This is a genomic window from Sphaerisporangium siamense (assembly GCF_014205275.1).
GTDB classification, from domain to species: domain Bacteria; phylum Actinomycetota; class Actinomycetes; order Streptosporangiales; family Streptosporangiaceae; genus Sphaerisporangium; species Sphaerisporangium siamense.
The window spans coordinates 2,000,506-2,016,253 of record NZ_JACHND010000001.1; the positions used below are offsets into that span (position 1 = coordinate 2,000,506).

Below are 15,748 nucleotides of genomic sequence, written 5' to 3' on the forward strand. Positions count from 1 at the left end.
AAAACAGGTACGGTTGTAGGCGAACGAGAGCTGACGCCGGAAGTCAGGCGGCATCAGCGCGTGATGCGTTAGCGACGAGGGGTCGGGCACGACCCCGCATGAGGGGGTCGAGCCGATGGGGCGCGGCCGAGCCAAGGCCAAGCAGGTGAAGGTTGCTCGCCAGCTCAAGTACAACAGTGGCGGCACCGATCTTGACCGTCTTCGCGAGGAGCTCGGAGTCAATCACGACTCCAACCGACACGATGTGGACGCCGTCGACGATGAACTGGCCGATCGGTACGCCGATTACGCCGACATCGACGACGACGAAGAGGACGACAGGTCTCGTCGCCGGTAGGCGATTTTCGGGTTGACGCCGGTGGGCACCCGGTGAGCGACGGCTCGCCGAGTGCCTCCTTCGCGCGCCTGAAGAGCTCCTTGCCATCCCTGATGGCAAGGAGCTCTTCGTCGTGCCCTGGGGCATCAAGGGCCCCCGCGGACACGCCGACGGTCCCGGCGTGGCGCCCACGCCGGACAGGTCAGGAGAAGCCGGGCAATGTGATAGAAGAGCATGCTCTCGCACGGCGTGCGAGACACAGGGCTCCGTGCCGGCCCGGCGGCCGGAGCCCGTGCCCGTCAGCTGGTGAATCGGGCCTGCCCTGAACCCGGCACGATCTCGCCCAGAATCCAAGCGTCCTGCCCGTGCTCGCGCAGGAGCCGCAGCGCCGGATCGGCAGCCTCCGCGGCCACGACCGCGCACATGCCCACCCCGAGGTTGAACGTGCGGTCCATCTCGGCGGCGGGCACCCGCCCGTGCCCGGCGATCACCTCGAAGATCGCCGGCGGCGTCCACGACCCGCGGTCGAGCAGGGCGTCCACCGTGCCCGGCAGCGAGCGCGCGAGGTTCGCCGCGAGCCCGCCCCCGGTGATGTGGGCGAACGCGTGGACCTCCACGCGGCGGGTCAGCTCCAGGCAGGCGAGCGAGTAGATGCGCGTCGGCTCCAGCAGCTCGTCGCCGAGACGGCGGCCGAGCTCGGGAAGCGAGGCGTCCAGCGCCAGGCCCGCCGTGCGCAACACGTGCCGTACCAGCGAGTAGCCGTTGGAGTGGACCCCGGACGAGGCCAGGCCCAGCACGACGTCGCCCGCGCGCACCCGGGCCGGCCCGAGCAGCTCGGACGCCTCGACGACCCCGGTGCCCGCGCCCGCCAGATCGTACTCGTCGGGGCCCATGGCGCCCGGATGCTCGGCGGTCTCGCCGCCCACCAGCGCGCACCCCGCCAGCCGGCAGCCCTCCGCCACCCCGCCGACGATCTCGGCGACGCGCTCGGGGACCACCTTGCCGCAGGCGATGTAGTCCGTCATGAACAGCGGCTCGGCCCCGCAGACCACCAGGTCGTCGACCACCATGCCGACCAGGTCGATGCCGATCGTGTCGTGCCTGCCGAGGGCCTGGGCCAGCATGACCTTGGTGCCCACCCCGTCGGTCGACGTCGCGAGCAACGGCCGCTTGTACCGCAGGAACGCCGAGGCGTCGAACAGCCCGGCGAACCCGCTGGCGTCGTCCACCACCTCCGGCCGCCGCGACCGCGCCACGCGCTCCTTCATCAGCGCGACCGCGCGGTCGCCCGCCTCGATGTCGACGCCCGCCGCGGCGTAACTCGCCCCGGACGTCTCGTTCCCGGCGGTCACGCCTTGGCCTCCAGGACGAACTTGCCCACGTTGTCGCGGTCGATCGGGATCGGGTACGTGCCGTTGAAACAGGCCCGGCACAGGCGGTCGGCCGGCAGCGTGGTCGCCTCGGTGAGCCCCTCCAGCGAGATGAAGCCGAGGCTGTCGGCGCCGATGGACTCGCGGATCTCCTCGACCTCCTTCGACCCGGCGATCAGCTCCGCCTTGGTGGCGAAGTCGATGCCGTAGAAGCACGGCCACGACACCGGCGGCGAGGAGATGCGCACGTGCACCTCGGTCGCCCCGGCCTCGCGGAGCATCTTGACGATCGCCCGCTGGGTGTTGCCGCGCACGATCGAGTCGTCCACGACGATCAGGCGCTTGCCCGCGATCACCTCGCGCAGCGGGTTCAGCTTGAGCCGGATGCCGAGCTGGCGGATCGTCTGCGACGGCTGGATGAACGTGCGGCCGACGTAGGAGTTCTTGACCAGCCCCTGGCCGTAGGGGATGCCGCTCGCCTCGGCGTAGCCGATCGCGGCGGGCGTCCCGGACTCGGGGGTCGGGATCACCAGGTCGGCCTCGATCGGGTGTTCGTGGGCCAGCCTGCGGCCCACCTCCACCCGGGTGGCCTGCACGCCGCGCCCCGCGATCGTGGTGTCGGGACGGGCCAGGTAGACGTACTCGAACAGGCAGCCCTTCGGCTCGGCCAGCGCGAACCGGCGGGAACGCACGCCGCGCTCGTCGATCGTGAGCAGCTCGCCCGGCTCGATCTCGCGCAGGAACGTGGCGCCCACGATGTCCAGCGCCGCGGTCTCGGAGGCCACCACCCAGCCGCGCTCCAGCCGGCCGAGGACCAGCGGGCGGATGCCCTGCGGGTCGCGGGCGGCGTACAAGGTCTTCTCGTCCATGAAGACCAGGGAGTAGGCGCCCTTGACCTTGGGGAACAGGTCGGCCGCGGCGTCCTCGATGGACGTGCCGGGGTCGCGGGCGAGCAGGGAGGTGAGCACCTCGGTGTCGGTGGTCGCCCGGATGGTGCCCGCCGGAAGGCGGGCCATCAGCTCCGGGGTGTTGATCAGGTTGCCGTTGTGGGCGAGCGCCAGCCCGCCTCCGTCACTGGAGCTCAGCGTCGGCTGCGCGTTCTCCCACACACTGGAACCCGTGGTGGAGTAACGGCAGTGCCCGATCGCCAGGTGCCCGCGCAGCGTGCCGAGCACTGACTCGTCGAAGACCTGGGCCACCAGGCCCATGTCCTTGTAGACGAGGATTCTGCTGCCTTCGCTGACCGCGATGCCCGCGGACTCCTGTCCGCGGTGCTGCAGCGCGTACAGCCCGTAGTAGGTGAGCTTGGAGACATCCTCCCCAGGGGCCCACACTCCGAACACCCCGCAGGCATCCCGCGGTGCGTGGTCTTGAGGGTCAAGGTCATGTCCGAGCCGGCCGTCGCCCTTTAGCACGTGCTTCAGTCTAAGTTGGGCGTCTCGCCGCACGGTAATCCGGGTGCGGCCAGGGTCCGCCGAAGTCGTCCCAGGAGGCACGCTCCCGCCGGTCGCGGGCCGAATTTCGTGTCTTTTCGCCGTGTCGGGCGCGCGTGCGGCGAGGATCACAGGGAAGGCTTGTGATCAGGCATGCCCAGGTCGAAAGAGCGGACCGTGACGACATCTGGCGATCCGAACGACTCCCGCGGGTGGGACGACCCGCAAGGCCGCCGCGACGGCGGCGGATCCTCCCCGGGCGAACGTCCCCCGAGCGACCGCCCTCCGTACGGCCAAGAGGGGCGGCCACCCGGCGGTGAGCCCCCGTACGGCCGGACGCCGGGTGGTGGGACGCCTTCCGGCCAGACACCCGGCGGTGGACCCCCCTACGGCCAGACACCCGGCGGTGGGCCGCCGTACGGCTGGCCGCCCGCGGGTGAAGGCCCTCCCGGCGGGCAGCCGCCTCCGTACGGCCCGCCGCCCTACGGCGCCGGCTACGGGCAGCCGCCGGGCGCGCGGGGCGGGCTCGGCACCGCGGCGATGGTGCTCGGCATCGTCAGCCTGTTCCTGCTGCTGATCTGCGGCCTCGGCGTGCTCACGGCGATCGTCGCCATCATCCTCGGCATCATCGCCGTGGCGCGGAACACCAACAGGGGCCGCGGCATCGCCGGCATCGTCCTCGGCGCTCTGACGATCATCCTGGCGATCATCGGGTTCACCTGGTTCTACAGCAACTTCGAGGAGTGCTTCACGCTGCCGACCCAGGCCGAGGCCCAGCAGTGCGTGGAACGCAAACTCGGAGTGAACGTACAGTCGCCCTCCCCGTGAACGACGCCCGCCCGTCCGCCGGCCGTCTCAGGCGGTGCCGTCCGGGCGGGCTCGCAGAGGGTGAAAGGGCAGAGGGGTCACATCGGTCACATTGGTCACAGGGGAAGGTACTCGGACAGGTCTGCGCGGGTGCCGCTCGCGCTGATCTTCCCGGCCTCCATGGCGTCGTCCCAGGTCATACGGCCCGTCGCCAGCTCCAGCCACGTACGGGGATCGGTCTCGACGACGTTCGGGGGAGTGCCCCGCGTGTGCCGGGGGCCGGGCACGCACTGCACCGCCGCGTACGGCGGCACGCGCACCTCGACCGTACGCCCGGGCGCCTTGTCGGCCAGACGGTCCAGCGACACCCGCACGGCGAGCCGCGCGAGATCCTTCTCCGGACGCAGCCCGCGCGCGTAGAGTCCGAGGATCACCTGGACGGCGGCGTCCGGGGCGGCCTGGGGAGGGCCGTCGTAGGGGTGCTCGCCCAGCTCGGCGAGCTGGGAGTCCAGCGCGGCGCGGATGCGTTCGGGGTCGATCTTGCGTGCGGGCACGCCTCTATCCTGCCCCGCGCCCGGCCCGCGACGCGTTCATCCCGCTGGAAGGCGTCGTTCACCTCGCGTTGTGGTGGCGGCCGTACGGTCCGGACGAGGAACCTGTCGCACGATCTTGGAGGGTCCAGTGGCGAACCCCTCGCCGCGCAGAACGCTGCCGTTGATCTCCGTGCCCCCCACGGGCGGGCGAGACGCGATGACATGCCGGTTCAGGTGTGGCAACGCCTGCGCGCACGAAGTGCCGAACAGCAGTGACAATCCCTATTTCCAGGACATCCTGGCCGGTGTCCTGTCGCGCAGGGGCGCGCTGCGGGCCGGCGCCCTCGGCACCCTGGTCGCGACCGCAGGCGTCACCGGAGCCGTCCCCGCCCTCGCCGACCCCGCCGCCGAGACCTTCGGCGGTGGCCACCAGAGGGGCGGCCTGAAGTTCACGCCCGTCGCGCCCAACTCCGCCGACGCCCTCACCGTCGCCGACGGCTACGCCTCCGCGGTCGTCGTCCGCTGGGGCGACCCCGTCCTCCCCGACGCCCCGGCGTTCGACTTCGACAACCAGACCGCCGCCGCGCAGGCCGAGCAGTTCGGCTACAACTGCGACTTCGTCACCTTCTTCCCGCTCGGCCGCGACCGCGGCCTGCTGTGGGTCAACCACGAGTACACCGACGAGAACCTCATGTTCCGCGGCTGGACCAGCGGCGACACCGTCCCCCTGGAGCAGATCAAGATCGGCCTCGCCGCGCACGGCGGGTCCGTCGTCGAGATCGAGCGCGAGGGCCGCACCGGGCAGTGGAAGCTCATCACCCGCGGCCGCCGCCGCTACAACCGGCGCGTCACCGCCCAGACTCCGATCCGGATCTCCGGCCCGGCCGCCGGCTCGCCCCTGCTGCGCACCGCCGCCGACCCGCGCGGCGTCACCGCGTACGGCACGCTCAACAACTGCGCGGGCGGCACCACCCCGTGGCGCACCGTGCTCACCGGCGAGGAGAACTGGAACCAGTACTTCGTCGGCGGCAACGGCGTCCCCGAAGCCCAGAAGCCCTACCTCACGCGGTACGGCGTCAGCACGACCGTCGCCGTTCCCAGCGGCAACCGGCGCTTCGACCGGGTCGAGGAGCGCTTCGACCTCGCCAGGCACCCCAACGAAATCAACCGGTTCGGGTGGATCGTCGAAGTCGACCCCTTCGACTCCGACGCGCGCCCCGTCAAGCGCACCGCGCTCGGCCGCTTCGCCCACGAGGGCGCCACCACCACCCTCACCCGGGACGGCCGGGTCGCCGTCTACATGGGCGACGACGGGCGGTTCGAGTACATCTACAAGTTCGTGTCGGACGACCGCTACATCCCCGGCTTCGATCGGCACAACCGCGACCTGCTCGACGATGGCACGCTGTACGTGGCCGTGTTCACCGGCGACAGCCCGGCCGCCGAGATCGACGGCACCGGCAAGCTCCCCGCCGACGGCGGCTTCGACGGCACCGGCACATGGGTCCCCCTGGTCAGCGGCAAGAAGTCCTTCGTGGACGGTATGACCGCCGAAGAGGTTCTCGTCTACACCCGCGTCGCGGCCGACAAGGCCGGCGCCACCAAGATGGACCGCCCCGAGGACATCGAGCGCAACCCCGTCAACGGCGCCGTCTACGCCGCCCTGACCAACAACACCAACCGGACCGCCGCCAACGCCGACGAGGCCAACCCCCGCGCCGCCAACCGCCACGGCCACATCCTGGAGATCGCCGAGGACCGGAACGACGCGGGCGCCAAGACCTTCCGCTGGGCCCTGCCCCTCGTCTGCGGCGACCCCAACGATCCCTCGACGTACTTCGCCGGGTACGACAAGACGAAGGTCTCCCCGATCTCCTGCCCCGACAACGTCACCTTCGACGCCGAGGGCAACCTGTGGATCGCCACGGACGGCAATGCCCTCGGCAAGAACGACGGCCTCTTCGCCGTACCGCTCGCCGGCCCCGAACGCGGCCACGTCCGCCAGTTCCTCACCGTCCCCTACGGCGCCGAGACCTGCGGCCCCCTGATCGCCCCCGACCAACTGAGCGTCTTCGTCGCCGTCCAACACCCCGGCGAGATCACCGGCGCCACCCCCGACAACCCCGCCAGCCACTGGCCCGACGGCGGCACCACCCAGCCCCGCCCCTCCGTAGCCGTCGCCTGGCACAGACAGGGCAAGAAGATCGGCTCCTGACCCAGAAGCCAAAGCATCCCCGCCAGGGGCGAGCCCCAGCCCAAAGGGCCTCATCCTCGCCCCTGGCACCATTCCACCCGAAGGCTCGCAAACGCGCCCCCCCGGGAAGAGGCATGGGATAGCTCGCCGCCCTGGAAGAGACCCGATGAAGCTCACCACCCGAGAAATGGTCCCGCCCGAGAAGCGGTCCTCCCCTCCGGGCCCTGGGGGCCCTCCGGCTCGGGCTGCATTCCCCAGGGAACTCCGCCCCCCTCGCCCCCCGACGAGGGGCTGCCGCCCCTCGTACTCCCCGCCTCCAGGCCGCCCCAGGAGATCTCGCTCTCATCTCCACGAGGCCGTCAGGTGGAGCCCACAGTGACGATCACCGGGCGCGTCCGAGGATGATCAGTTCCCACAGGTCCGCAATCTGCGCGTACCGCATCCGGGACGTCTGCACTCTGACCCCACGAGGACCGGCTCGTTCGACATACCCGCGCCCGCCAGCCGTGATCAGGTAATACACCTCGTCCTTGCACTCGCAGGTCCACCGGAGAACCTTGCGCCGGTCCTCGGTCGCGACGGCGAGCTGCCAGACGATCGACTCGCAGCCAGGCTGCGCTTCAAGAACATGGATCCCATGTCCGGCACCACCCTCCGCCGCCTTCATCGTCACCGCGCCCCTCGGGGCCTCTCACGTCCAGTGACGATGGCGGCGCACCCGTCGCACATCACCGGCCCCGGCGTCCAGATCAGCCGAGCCCCAAAGACATCCGCGACCGTCGCCTCGACCCCACATGCCGATTCGGCATCGACACGCGGCACGGCCACACTCCACGCCACGGCATGCTCGACCCGAGACGGAACCACATGCGCCACCGCGTACAACTGCCGCTCAGCACCACCGCCCCCCGCGCTCCGAGAGCTTCCCGAGGTCGCGCGACTTCCGGAGCCTTGAGACTCGTCCAGAACGGCTGTTTCCCACCCTCGGAAACGCCACCCCGACGCGCTCGGAAAGTAGCCCCCAACCGAGATCCGCGCCCAAGGGCCCAGCCCGTAGGGATCACACCACCCGTTTCCACGCTCGACGGGCTCCAGCCCTCCCGCGCTGGACCCATCTCCGCTCGCACCGGGATCACCGCTGCCGGTGCCGTCGCCGCTCAGTTCGTCGGCACCGATGCCGTTCACGCCACCCATGCCCGAGACCACCCTCCCGGGTTCGCCGAACCTGTAGATGTCGCCGAGCCGCTTTCAGCCTCACGCATGAGCTCCCGCAGCTCCTCGGCCGTCCGTGCCTCGACCCTGACCGGCACGGAAGCCCACCAGGTCCCGAACGCCACGAACCGCCGCGACCCCACCCCGTAGAAAACGAACCACCCGGGCTCCAGTTGGTTCAACTGGGCGGCCGCGGCGCGCTTGGCCTGATCCCAGCGGCGTGGGTCCATCCGCGCCGGCTCGGCTCCGAGCCGGTGTCGTCCAGGAGTCCGGCTCACGGCATCGCTCCCTTCCGCGGTATCGCGTTGGGCGGAGCGTCGATTGCGTTGGGCCTTTCCGGGGAGAAGGCGAAAGTGCGACGTTGACTCATACGAGCAGTAGATGATGCAACGGCATCGGAGAGGGAGATGACATTCGATGACACGGCGGTGCCGCTAATGGCCGGCACGCTGACGATCACTGGTGCCAGATCGACCGGACATCGTCCAATAGAGGACTATTGGCGGCTTTTTGTGGACTATCTTGGGCCATTCGCCAGGCCGACTGTGGACATCTACCTGGGAGGGGCCTCGGGAATCGACTCGATCGCGCTGCTGTGGCTCGCTACGGAGACCGACACCGCGCTTCATGTCGTCGTTCCAGGGACCGTACAGTCCCAACCATCGGACGCCCGGCACGCCATCCAGGAGACAAGAGCACTTGGGCGACTTGTCGAGGTGGTCGAGTTGAAGCACCCTACGCATCCTTCGCCCGCGAGTTATCATCAACGTAATCGCTGGATGGTCGATCACAGCGAATTCGTCATCGGATTTCCACGAGGGTCGGACCCGTCGAGCGGAACGTGGTACACCCTCGAATACGCGGCACAGCAGAGCAGAACACGGCTGATCATCCCCATATAGGACGCTACGTTTGGATTGGTTCATGGCCGAACCGGCGCGACGAACCGCTGCCCGATCTCTTCGAATCCTCCGCGAGCGCCGGGGGTGGTCATGGGCTGACGAGGCTCGTGCCATCAAGCACGCCGCCCGCGTGCTCTCCGTCAGTGCAGTCGCGCAGACTGCTCTCGCGAGCCTCGTACGTACCATCGCGCGTTGGGAACGCGAAGAGAAGTCGATAGTGCCAGGAGAGCGCTACCGGTTTCTCCTCGGATATGTGTACGCATGTCACGGAGATGACGTTCTGACAGGCCCAGGCTCGGACTTCGACGAATTGATGTCCGCTTTTGCCGGCTATGGCGTCTCCGATGAACGAATTTCGGAGCTACGCGACCAGATCGCATCGATGCCCAGTCGTTGCCAAAGCACATCGATCTTCCTGCCGCCGGGCTTGGCGCGTGACGTCTCGCGAACGCTGGCGGCACCGGAAACGCTCTCCGATGAACTGGTCGCCCGGATCCACCAGTCAGTCCTCGAGGTGAACTCGCGGATCGGGGACGTCCCTTTCACGCGGTTGCAGCTCGCTCTCGCCCCTGCGGTGGAGGCAAGCCGCCTTCTGGTCGCCGTCAAACCGCCCGGGCCCATACGAACACGGTTGGCGCGAACAGCGGCGAATACCTTCATGATCGCCGCTCGAATCGCCTTCGAGGTCCGCGATGACGATGTATCCACGGAAATGTACGCGCGGGCTCTCGGCGCCGGCCGTTCGCTGCCCTTGTGGGAACAGGCGGCCATCCGTACCAGCCAGGCGCTCGTGACGCTGTATTCCACACGAGACGTGTCCGCGGCGCGCGCGGTCGCGGATCTTGCTGTGCGCGATGCCGGTCGAAGCGACAGCCGGATCATGCGCTCCCGCGCTCATGCGTTGCAAGCGGAGATGGCCGCTCGGTCGCGGCGGGAAAAGCATGCGCTGGCGGGCCTGAATCTCGCATGGTGCGAGGCCCAGGCCACCGCCGACGCGGACCCCGCCGCCGGACGCTTCACCATCGGCTATCTGGAGGGTTTCGAAGGGGCCTGCAACCTGCACCTAGGACGAACAACGGAGGCCGAGCCGCAGTTGCTCCGATCCGTAACTTCGCTGGATCATCCCCGACAGATCGTGCAACGAGCGATCGTCACGGCCGATCTCGCTCTCGCGCGCCTCCGGAACGGCGCTCCGGACTCAGCGGCCGAGTTGCTCCACGACTGCGTGAACATGGCCGCCACCGCAAGGGCGCGAGTCTCATGCCTCCGAATCGCCCAGACCCGGAGAGAACTACGCCCCTGGCGCACAGAACCTTTCGTCGCCGACCTCGACGACCACATCAACGAAACCCTCCTGAACGCATGACCATCCGCAGGGAAGCGAAATATCACGAGCTGGGCTGACCACGTGGTTGAACATTGACGGAGTACTCATGCCCGAAGAGCTGACCAGGCTCATGTGCTTTCTGTACGAAGTTGGCCTGCTCAAGCGCTACAAGCGCACGGGGTGGCTGGTCGCCGGGGTGCGCGATCCGGAGAGCGTCGCTGACCACTCTTTTCGGACCGCGATCATCGCGGTGGCCATCACCGCCCTCGAAGGGGGCAACGTAGAACGTGCGGCACTCCTGAGTCTCCTGCACGATACTCAGGAGACACGGACCACCGACATTCCTTACGTCGGCAAGCGTTATCTGAAAACGACGCCGAATGAAGTGGTGACGGCCGACCAGTTGAACGGTGTCCCGGAGCAGGTGAGGGCGATCATCGGTGCGGCGGTCGGCGAGTACGAGGAGAAGGAAAGCCTTGAGGCCGTCTGTGCACGGGACGCCGACAAACTTGAGTGTTTGATACAAGCCATTGAGTACCGAGAGCAGGGGAACCGGAACACGCAACCTTGGATCGACAGCTCCCTGGCTGCTCTCAAGACCACATCCGCCAAGCGCCTTGCCGAAGAGGCGCTGCGTACAGGGTCTATCGAGTGGATGACCCGCATCCTAGGCGCAGACGAGAGCACCTGACTCCGAATGGTGACGTTGGGGAGGCGAGTTCACGAGTTCGCGAGGCGGGAGATCGCCGCGCAGATCGTGGTTATGCGTTCTGGGAGGGGGCCGGCGGGGATGTCGATGAGGTTGTAGCCGAAGGATTGGTAGGTCTGCTCGTGGAGGTGTTCGAACGTCAGGGAGTCTTCGAAGCTGATCTGGCGGGCGTTGCTGGGTTCGCAGAAGCCTAGGTTGCGGATGAAGAACACATGTCGGTCGTAGACCTGCTCTTGGGTGATGCGTTCGATCTCGGCGGAAAGGGTCGGCGGGATCGGGTGGCCGACGTAGGTGCTGAGGGCGTGGGTGCAGACCGGGGAGCGGTCGAAGAACTGGACGGACGGGGCGGTGGTGCTCGATGCCATCTGCCGCTGTCGTTGCAGGGCCACGATCTTGTCGATGAAGGCCGGGCGGGTCCACGGCTCGGCGTCGCCGCTTGCCTGTTCGTCCGCGATGATCGCCGTGGCCGCCTCCTCGACCGTCGCGTATCCCAGCGTTGCCAGCCGCCGCAGGATCGTGGTCTTGCCCGAGCCCGGGGTGCCGGTGAGGATGTAGCGCTTCATAGCGGTCTGGTCGCCTTTCGGGCGGGTCGCGGCGTCGTGATCATTCGAGAGGGGATGGCGGCTGTTTCGCGGCCTGCTCCTGGGAGCGTCGAGGCGATCGTCGGCGTGGTCGACGGTCCAGATGGCGAGGGCGTTCATCGGGCCGTCCACCAGCACCCCTATGGGAACAGGCCGCCGTCCGTACCAGCCAGACGCTCGTGGCACTGTATTCCACACGAGATATGTGTCCGCGGCGGCCGCGCATGAGCCGGCCAGGTTACGCAGCAGCACCAGCCTGGTACAAGCGGCGGCTCGGCTCCCTTTCGGCGTTTCCTCCCGAGTGACGCCGAGGCCGTGGGGAACTCGCGGAGCATCGGTACATGTACATCGAGCATCGGGCCGAGTTGGCTGGGATCTTGCCGTGCGAGCGGGACCCGGCTGTCGGCGCGTCACAGCCTGACGGTCTCACCCGGTCACGGCAGGTGACGTTATGATGCAGCGCATGTGTGACGTGTCGTGGCTGGGCTGGTGGCGCTCCCCGTAGAAGCGGCCGCCTCTTAGACATGACCGGGCCGTTCGGATGGACGGCCCTTTTTCGTCCCCTGGACCAGGGCTTGTTCATCTTCCCGGCCAGACAACCCACCAGGAGATCTTGTGAACACCAACCCCCAGACGGCAGGCCCCGATGCCTCTGTCTCAGGTCCCTTCCCCGACACGCTCGGGGTGTCTGCCGCACAAGCCCGCAGCGCGGTGCTGGAGGAGCTCATCCTCAAGGACCCCGGGCGGTTCCGTGTGCTGACGGGCGACCGCCCTACCGGTCGCCTGCACCTGGGGCACTACTTCGGCACGCTGCACAACCGAGTGCGTCTTCAGGACCTCGGAGTAGAGATGTTCGTGGTCATCGCGGACTACCAGGTTCTGACCGACCGCGACGTAGCGGACAACCTGACCGGGTACGTCGAGGAACTGGTACTGGACTACCTCGCCATCGGGGTGGACCCGGCGCGCAGCACGATCTTCACGCACAGCGCCGTCCCCGCCCTGAACCAGCTGATGCTGCCCTTCCTCAGCCTCGTCTCCGTCGCCGAGCTCAACCGCAATCCCACCGTCAAGGATGAAATCAGCAACTCGCGCCAGTCCGCTGTCAGCGGCCTGATGTTCACCTATCCCGTTCACCAGGCCGCCGACATTCTCTTCTGCAAGGGCAACCTGGTTCCGGTCGGCCAGGACCAACTCCCTCACATCGAGATCACCCGCGCCATCGCCCGCCGCTTCAACGACCGCTATGGCGGCGGCACCGCGGTATTCCCCCAGCCCGATGCCCTGCTGTCGAGCGCGGCACTGCTGCTCGGCACGGACGGAACCAAGATGAGCAAGAGCCGCCGCAACGCCATCACCCTGGCTGCCGACGAGGACGAGACCGCCCGCCTGATCAAGGGCGCCAAGACCGACTCCGAGCGCCACATCACCTACGACCCGAGCACCCGCCCCGAGGTGTCTTCCCTCCTCCTGCTGGCAGGTCTCTGCCAGAACCGAACTCCCCAACAGGTGGCCGCCGACATCGGCTCCGCGGGAGCCGCCGCGCTGAAGAAGACCGTGACCGAGGCGGTCAACGAGTACTTGGCCCCGATCAGGGCCCGCCGAACCGAGTACGCACAGGACCCTGCCTTCCTCCGCCAGACGCTGCACGAGGGCAACGAGCGAGCCAGGGCTGTGGCTGATGCCACGCTCGCCGAGGTGCGTGCCGCCATGAACAGCCATTACTACTGACAACCCCGGACCGGTGAGACACCGCCGTCCTGGTGTGACGGATCGGTGTCTCACCAACCAGCTCCTCCGCCCGCCTGTCAGGTCCTCCGAAGAGCGTTCTGAACGGCGGGATCCTGGGCTACGGCCTGGGCGCACCTGACGGCGAGACGCACCAGTTCGGAATCGGAGCCCTCGCGCCATGCGAGGGACAACCGGGCCGCAGGCACATCCGCCACGGGTATGAAGACGATGTCCTGACGGTGCTGGACGGTCATGACGGTGGCGGGGACGAGGACGGCTGCGTTCTCGAGGGCCACGAGGTCGATGGCCTCGTCGATGCGAGTTGCGGTCGGATGTTCCTTCCATACGGGATTGCCGGGGCGCACCCCACCCCAGAAGTCGGACGACTCGGGTGACCCTCCAGCGGGTCGGATGATCGGAACCTCGTTCAGATCGTCGATCAACACGGAGTCACGGCCGGCCAGCCTGTGGGTGGACCGCAGACAGACGACCCGCGGCAACATGGCGACGGTGGCGCTGTCGAGGCCGGCGTAGTCCGCGGGGTCCAGCACGAAGGACACATCAGCATCCCCTCCACGCAAGCATGCTGTCTGGTCTGTCCACTGCACGTGCCTCGGCACTACCTGATACTCCGAGTGTTCTTCGCGAATGCGTTCGATGGTCCGGTGTGCCAGAGGGTGGCAGACGGCTGGCCGGAAGGCGACGACGAGCCGTTCGATCTCCTGCCCTCCTGCCTGCCGCGCACTGTCGACCGCCACCTGCCAATGCCGCAGCAAGCTCTTCGCGTGAGCCAAGAAGTCGCGGCCGGCCGACGTGAGTTCGACCCTATTACCGGTTCTGTCCAGGAGTTGGAGACCCAGCCCTCTTTCGAGTTGACGAATCGCCACGCTCAACGGCGGCTGCGTCAGGTGTAGGCGGGAGGCGGCTCGGGTGAAGCCGCCTTCCTCGGCTACCGCAACGAAGTACCTCAGATGCCGTAAGCCCAGTTCCATACATATATTATATCGTCCCATTCACAGTGTGTATTGGACTGCATGGATATATCTCACGTATGTTCATGTATGCGCGCCGCCTCCATCGAATCCTCGGCTCTTTTACGGGAACCGTGGAAATTCCCATGGGAGGTCCGTCTTTGTCGCATGGAGTGGATTTCAAGGCATCACGGTCGAGTGGGATGGCGCTTTCGGGCTCACGGCTCACAGGCGTGAATTCGCAGTCGACGGGCATGACGATGACGCTGATCGCCACCGGTGTCTCCATGCTGTCGTACGCACTCATGCAGACCATGGTGGTCCCGGCCCTGCATGTGCTGCAGGTACAGCTCCGCACGACCCCGACGTGGTCGGCATGGATCCTGAGCGTGTTCCTGCTGACCAGTGCGGCGAGCACGCCCGTGCTGAGCAAGCTCGGAGACCGCTACAGCAAACGCAATGTTCTGTTGCTGGTTCTCGCCGCCTACCTGATCGGTACGCTCGGTTGTGCCGCGGCAGGCAATATCGGGGTTCTGATCGCGTGTCGTGCAGTGCAGGGAGTCAGCCTCGCGGCCCTTCCCCTGTCATTCGGCATCCTGCGCGACGCGCTTCCCGAGCATCGGCTGCGTTCGGGACTCGGGCTGGTTTCAGGGACCATCGGTGTGGGTGCCGGTATCGGACTGGTCGTGGGAGGTCTGGTCGTCGACCACCAGTCATGGCGCTGGCTCTTCGCGATCGCCGCGGTACTGATCCTGGCGGCGATGGTCCTCGTCGCGAAGTACGTTCCGGACCAGCGGAACGGATCCAGCGAGCCGGTGGACGTGCCCGGGGCGGTGCTCCTGGCCCTGGTCCTCGTGGCGCTACTGCTCGCGCTGACTCAGGGCACCTCGTGGGGGTGGACGGCCAAAGGAACCCTGGCTCTGTACGGGGCCGCCGTGGTTCTCACGGGATTGCTGGTCATCGTCGAACGGAAGTCGGTCGCCCCCCTGATCGACCCCGCAGTCGTGGCCGGCCGCTCCCTGCTCTCGGTTCACGGTGCGGCGTGCCTGTTCGGCGTGGCCTCGTTCCTGTTCTACGTCCTGCTACCGGCGTATGCCCAGACCTCGCCAGACCAGGGGCTGCCGGGAGGCGGGACGGTTGGCTACGGGCTGGGAACCGATGTCACCGTGGCGGGTTTGCTCCTTCTGCCCGGCTCATTGGCACTGTTACCGGCGGGACAACTCGCGGGTTTGATGCAACGCCTCACGTCTGTGCGTGCGACGCTCGCATCAGGCTTTGCCGCCATGGCTGTCGGGGCGATTTCGCTGTGCTTGTGGAACGGCAACGGGTGGCAACTGGCGGCCGGGTACCTGGTCACCGGAATAGGTTCCGGACTGGTGCTGAGTGGCCTCCCGTCGGCGATCAGCGGTTTGACGGAGGTGAAACGAACCGCAACCGCCAACGGCGTGAACACGGTCGTTCGCACGGCAGGCGGCGTTGTGGGCAGTCAGCTGGCGGCCGCCTTGCTGGCTGTGTGGCACATCTCCGGTTCCGGCATACCGGCGCGGAACGGTTTCATTACCGCCTTCTGGATCGCTGCCGCTGTAGCGGCGTCCGGGGCGCTGTTGTGCTTGGCCGGCATCAAGACCAGGACATCGCAGGAGAGGGACCAACAGGCGTGAA

The 15,748-nt window shown here is 67.7% G+C and carries 14 protein-coding genes; 8 read left to right on the top strand and 6 right to left on the bottom strand.

Translation table 11 applies throughout. From position 1 onward, the window contains the following. Positions 1-115: 115 nt before the first annotated feature. On the top strand, positions 116-337 hold the full coding sequence (locus BJ982_RS09500; RefSeq protein WP_184611263.1) for a DUF3073 domain-containing protein: 222 nt from the start codon (positions 116-118) through the stop codon (positions 335-337). Positions 338-615: 278 nt separating this feature from the next. Here the strand turns inward: BJ982_RS09500 and purM are convergent, their stop codons facing one another. Together purM and purF are read right to left on the bottom strand one after the other, a co-directional pair. Further along, entirely contained in the window at positions 616-1,668 is a 1,053-nt protein-coding gene (purM, locus tag BJ982_RS09505) for a phosphoribosylformylglycinamidine cyclo-ligase (RefSeq protein WP_184878502.1), read from the bottom strand. Continuing rightward, positions 1,665-3,101, bottom strand: coding sequence for an amidophosphoribosyltransferase (gene purF, locus BJ982_RS09510; protein ID WP_184878505.1), 1,437 nt, complete (start codon positions 3,099-3,101; stop codon positions 1,665-1,667). The genes purM and purF overlap by 4 nt, the downstream gene beginning before the upstream one ends. A gap of 195 nt (positions 3,102-3,296) precedes the next feature. Here purF and BJ982_RS09515 point away from each other — a divergent pair, with 195 nt between their 5' ends. Continuing rightward, entirely contained in the window at positions 3,297-3,947 is a 651-nt protein-coding gene (locus tag BJ982_RS09515; RefSeq protein ID WP_184878508.1) for a DUF4190 domain-containing protein, read from the top strand. Between the two features lie 95 nt (positions 3,948-4,042). On the opposite strand, the gene BJ982_RS09520 is transcribed toward BJ982_RS09515, so the two are convergent. Continuing rightward, positions 4,043-4,480, bottom strand: a complete 438-nt coding sequence (locus BJ982_RS09520) for a sterol carrier family protein (protein WP_184878511.1) — start codon at positions 4,478-4,480, stop codon at positions 4,043-4,045. Positions 4,481-4,607: 127 nt separating this feature from the next. Here BJ982_RS09520 and BJ982_RS09525 point away from each other — a divergent pair, with 127 nt between their 5' ends. Further along, the gene (locus BJ982_RS09525) at positions 4,608-6,674 is read left to right on the top strand and encodes a PhoX family protein (RefSeq protein ID WP_239123424.1); all 2,067 of its coding nucleotides are present in this window, start codon (positions 4,608-4,610) and stop codon (positions 6,672-6,674) included. A 361-nt stretch (positions 6,675-7,035) separates the two neighbouring features. Here the strand turns inward: BJ982_RS09525 and BJ982_RS09530 are convergent, their stop codons facing one another. Then, entirely contained in the window at positions 7,036-7,326 is a 291-nt protein-coding gene (locus BJ982_RS09530) for a hypothetical protein (protein ID WP_184878517.1), read from the bottom strand. A 946-nt stretch (positions 7,327-8,272) separates the two neighbouring features. Between BJ982_RS09530 and BJ982_RS09535 the strand changes: the two genes are divergently transcribed. The 3 genes from BJ982_RS09535 to BJ982_RS09545 all read left to right on the top strand — a co-directional run bounded on the left by BJ982_RS09535 (position 8,273) and on the right by BJ982_RS09545 (position 10,785). Beyond that, positions 8,273-8,767, top strand: coding sequence for a DNA-processing protein DprA (locus BJ982_RS09535; RefSeq protein WP_203959350.1), 495 nt, complete (start codon positions 8,273-8,275; stop codon positions 8,765-8,767). Positions 8,768-8,789: 22 nt separating this feature from the next. Next, positions 8,790-10,133 (top strand): NsdA family TPR-like regulatory protein, encoded by a 1,344-nt coding sequence (locus tag BJ982_RS09540; protein WP_507763471.1) that lies wholly within the window; start codon positions 8,790-8,792, stop codon positions 10,131-10,133. 67 nt (positions 10,134-10,200) lie between these two features. After that, positions 10,201-10,785 carry an HD domain-containing protein gene (locus BJ982_RS09545; protein ID WP_184878521.1) on the top strand — a complete coding sequence of 195 codons (585 nt, stop codon included), beginning with the start codon at positions 10,201-10,203 and terminating at the stop codon, positions 10,783-10,785. 29 nt (positions 10,786-10,814) lie between these two features. Here BJ982_RS09545 and BJ982_RS09550 read toward each other — a convergent pair whose 3' ends face one another. Then, positions 10,815-11,504 (bottom strand): AAA family ATPase, encoded by a 690-nt coding sequence (locus tag BJ982_RS09550; RefSeq protein WP_203959351.1) that lies wholly within the window; start codon positions 11,502-11,504, stop codon positions 10,815-10,817. 495 nt (positions 11,505-11,999) lie between these two features. On the opposite strand from BJ982_RS09550, the gene trpS reads away from it, so the two are divergent. Then, the gene (gene trpS / locus BJ982_RS09555) at positions 12,000-13,115 is read left to right on the top strand and encodes a tryptophan--tRNA ligase (protein ID WP_184878524.1); all 1,116 of its coding nucleotides are present in this window, start codon (positions 12,000-12,002) and stop codon (positions 13,113-13,115) included. Between the two features lie 77 nt (positions 13,116-13,192). Here trpS and BJ982_RS09560 read toward each other — a convergent pair whose 3' ends face one another. Then, entirely contained in the window at positions 13,193-14,107 is a 915-nt protein-coding gene (locus BJ982_RS09560) for a LysR family transcriptional regulator (protein WP_184878526.1), read from the bottom strand. A gap of 233 nt (positions 14,108-14,340) precedes the next feature. Here BJ982_RS09560 and BJ982_RS09565 point away from each other — a divergent pair, with 233 nt between their 5' ends. Continuing rightward, the gene (locus BJ982_RS09565; protein ID WP_203959352.1) at positions 14,341-15,747 is read left to right on the top strand and encodes an MFS transporter; all 1,407 of its coding nucleotides are present in this window, start codon (positions 14,341-14,343) and stop codon (positions 15,745-15,747) included. Position 15,748 lies beyond the last annotated feature (1 nt).

What these genes read in the sequence shown, in the direction of transcription:
- BJ982_RS09500 (WP_184611263.1), top strand. Translation starts at nt 116, where the DNA reads ATGGGGCGCGGCCGAGCCAAGGCCAAGCAGGTGAAGGTTGCTCGCCAG.
- BJ982_RS09535 (WP_203959350.1), top strand. Translation starts at nt 8,273, where the DNA reads ATGACATTCGATGACACGGCGGTGCCGCTAATGGCCGGCACGCTGACG.
- BJ982_RS09550 (WP_203959351.1), bottom strand. Translation starts at nt 11,504, where the DNA reads ATGAACGCCCTCGCCATCTGGACCGTCGACCACGCCGACGATCGCCTC.
- BJ982_RS09565 (WP_203959352.1), top strand. Translation starts at nt 14,341, where the DNA reads ATGACGATGACGCTGATCGCCACCGGTGTCTCCATGCTGTCGTACGCA.
- BJ982_RS09545 (WP_184878521.1), top strand. Translation starts at nt 10,201, where the DNA reads ATGCCCGAAGAGCTGACCAGGCTCATGTGCTTTCTGTACGAAGTTGGC.
- BJ982_RS09540 (WP_507763471.1), top strand. Translation starts at nt 8,790, where the DNA reads ATGGCCGAACCGGCGCGACGAACCGCTGCCCGATCTCTTCGAATCCTC.
- BJ982_RS09560 (WP_184878526.1), bottom strand. Translation starts at nt 14,107, where the DNA reads ATGGAACTGGGCTTACGGCATCTGAGGTACTTCGTTGCGGTAGCCGAG.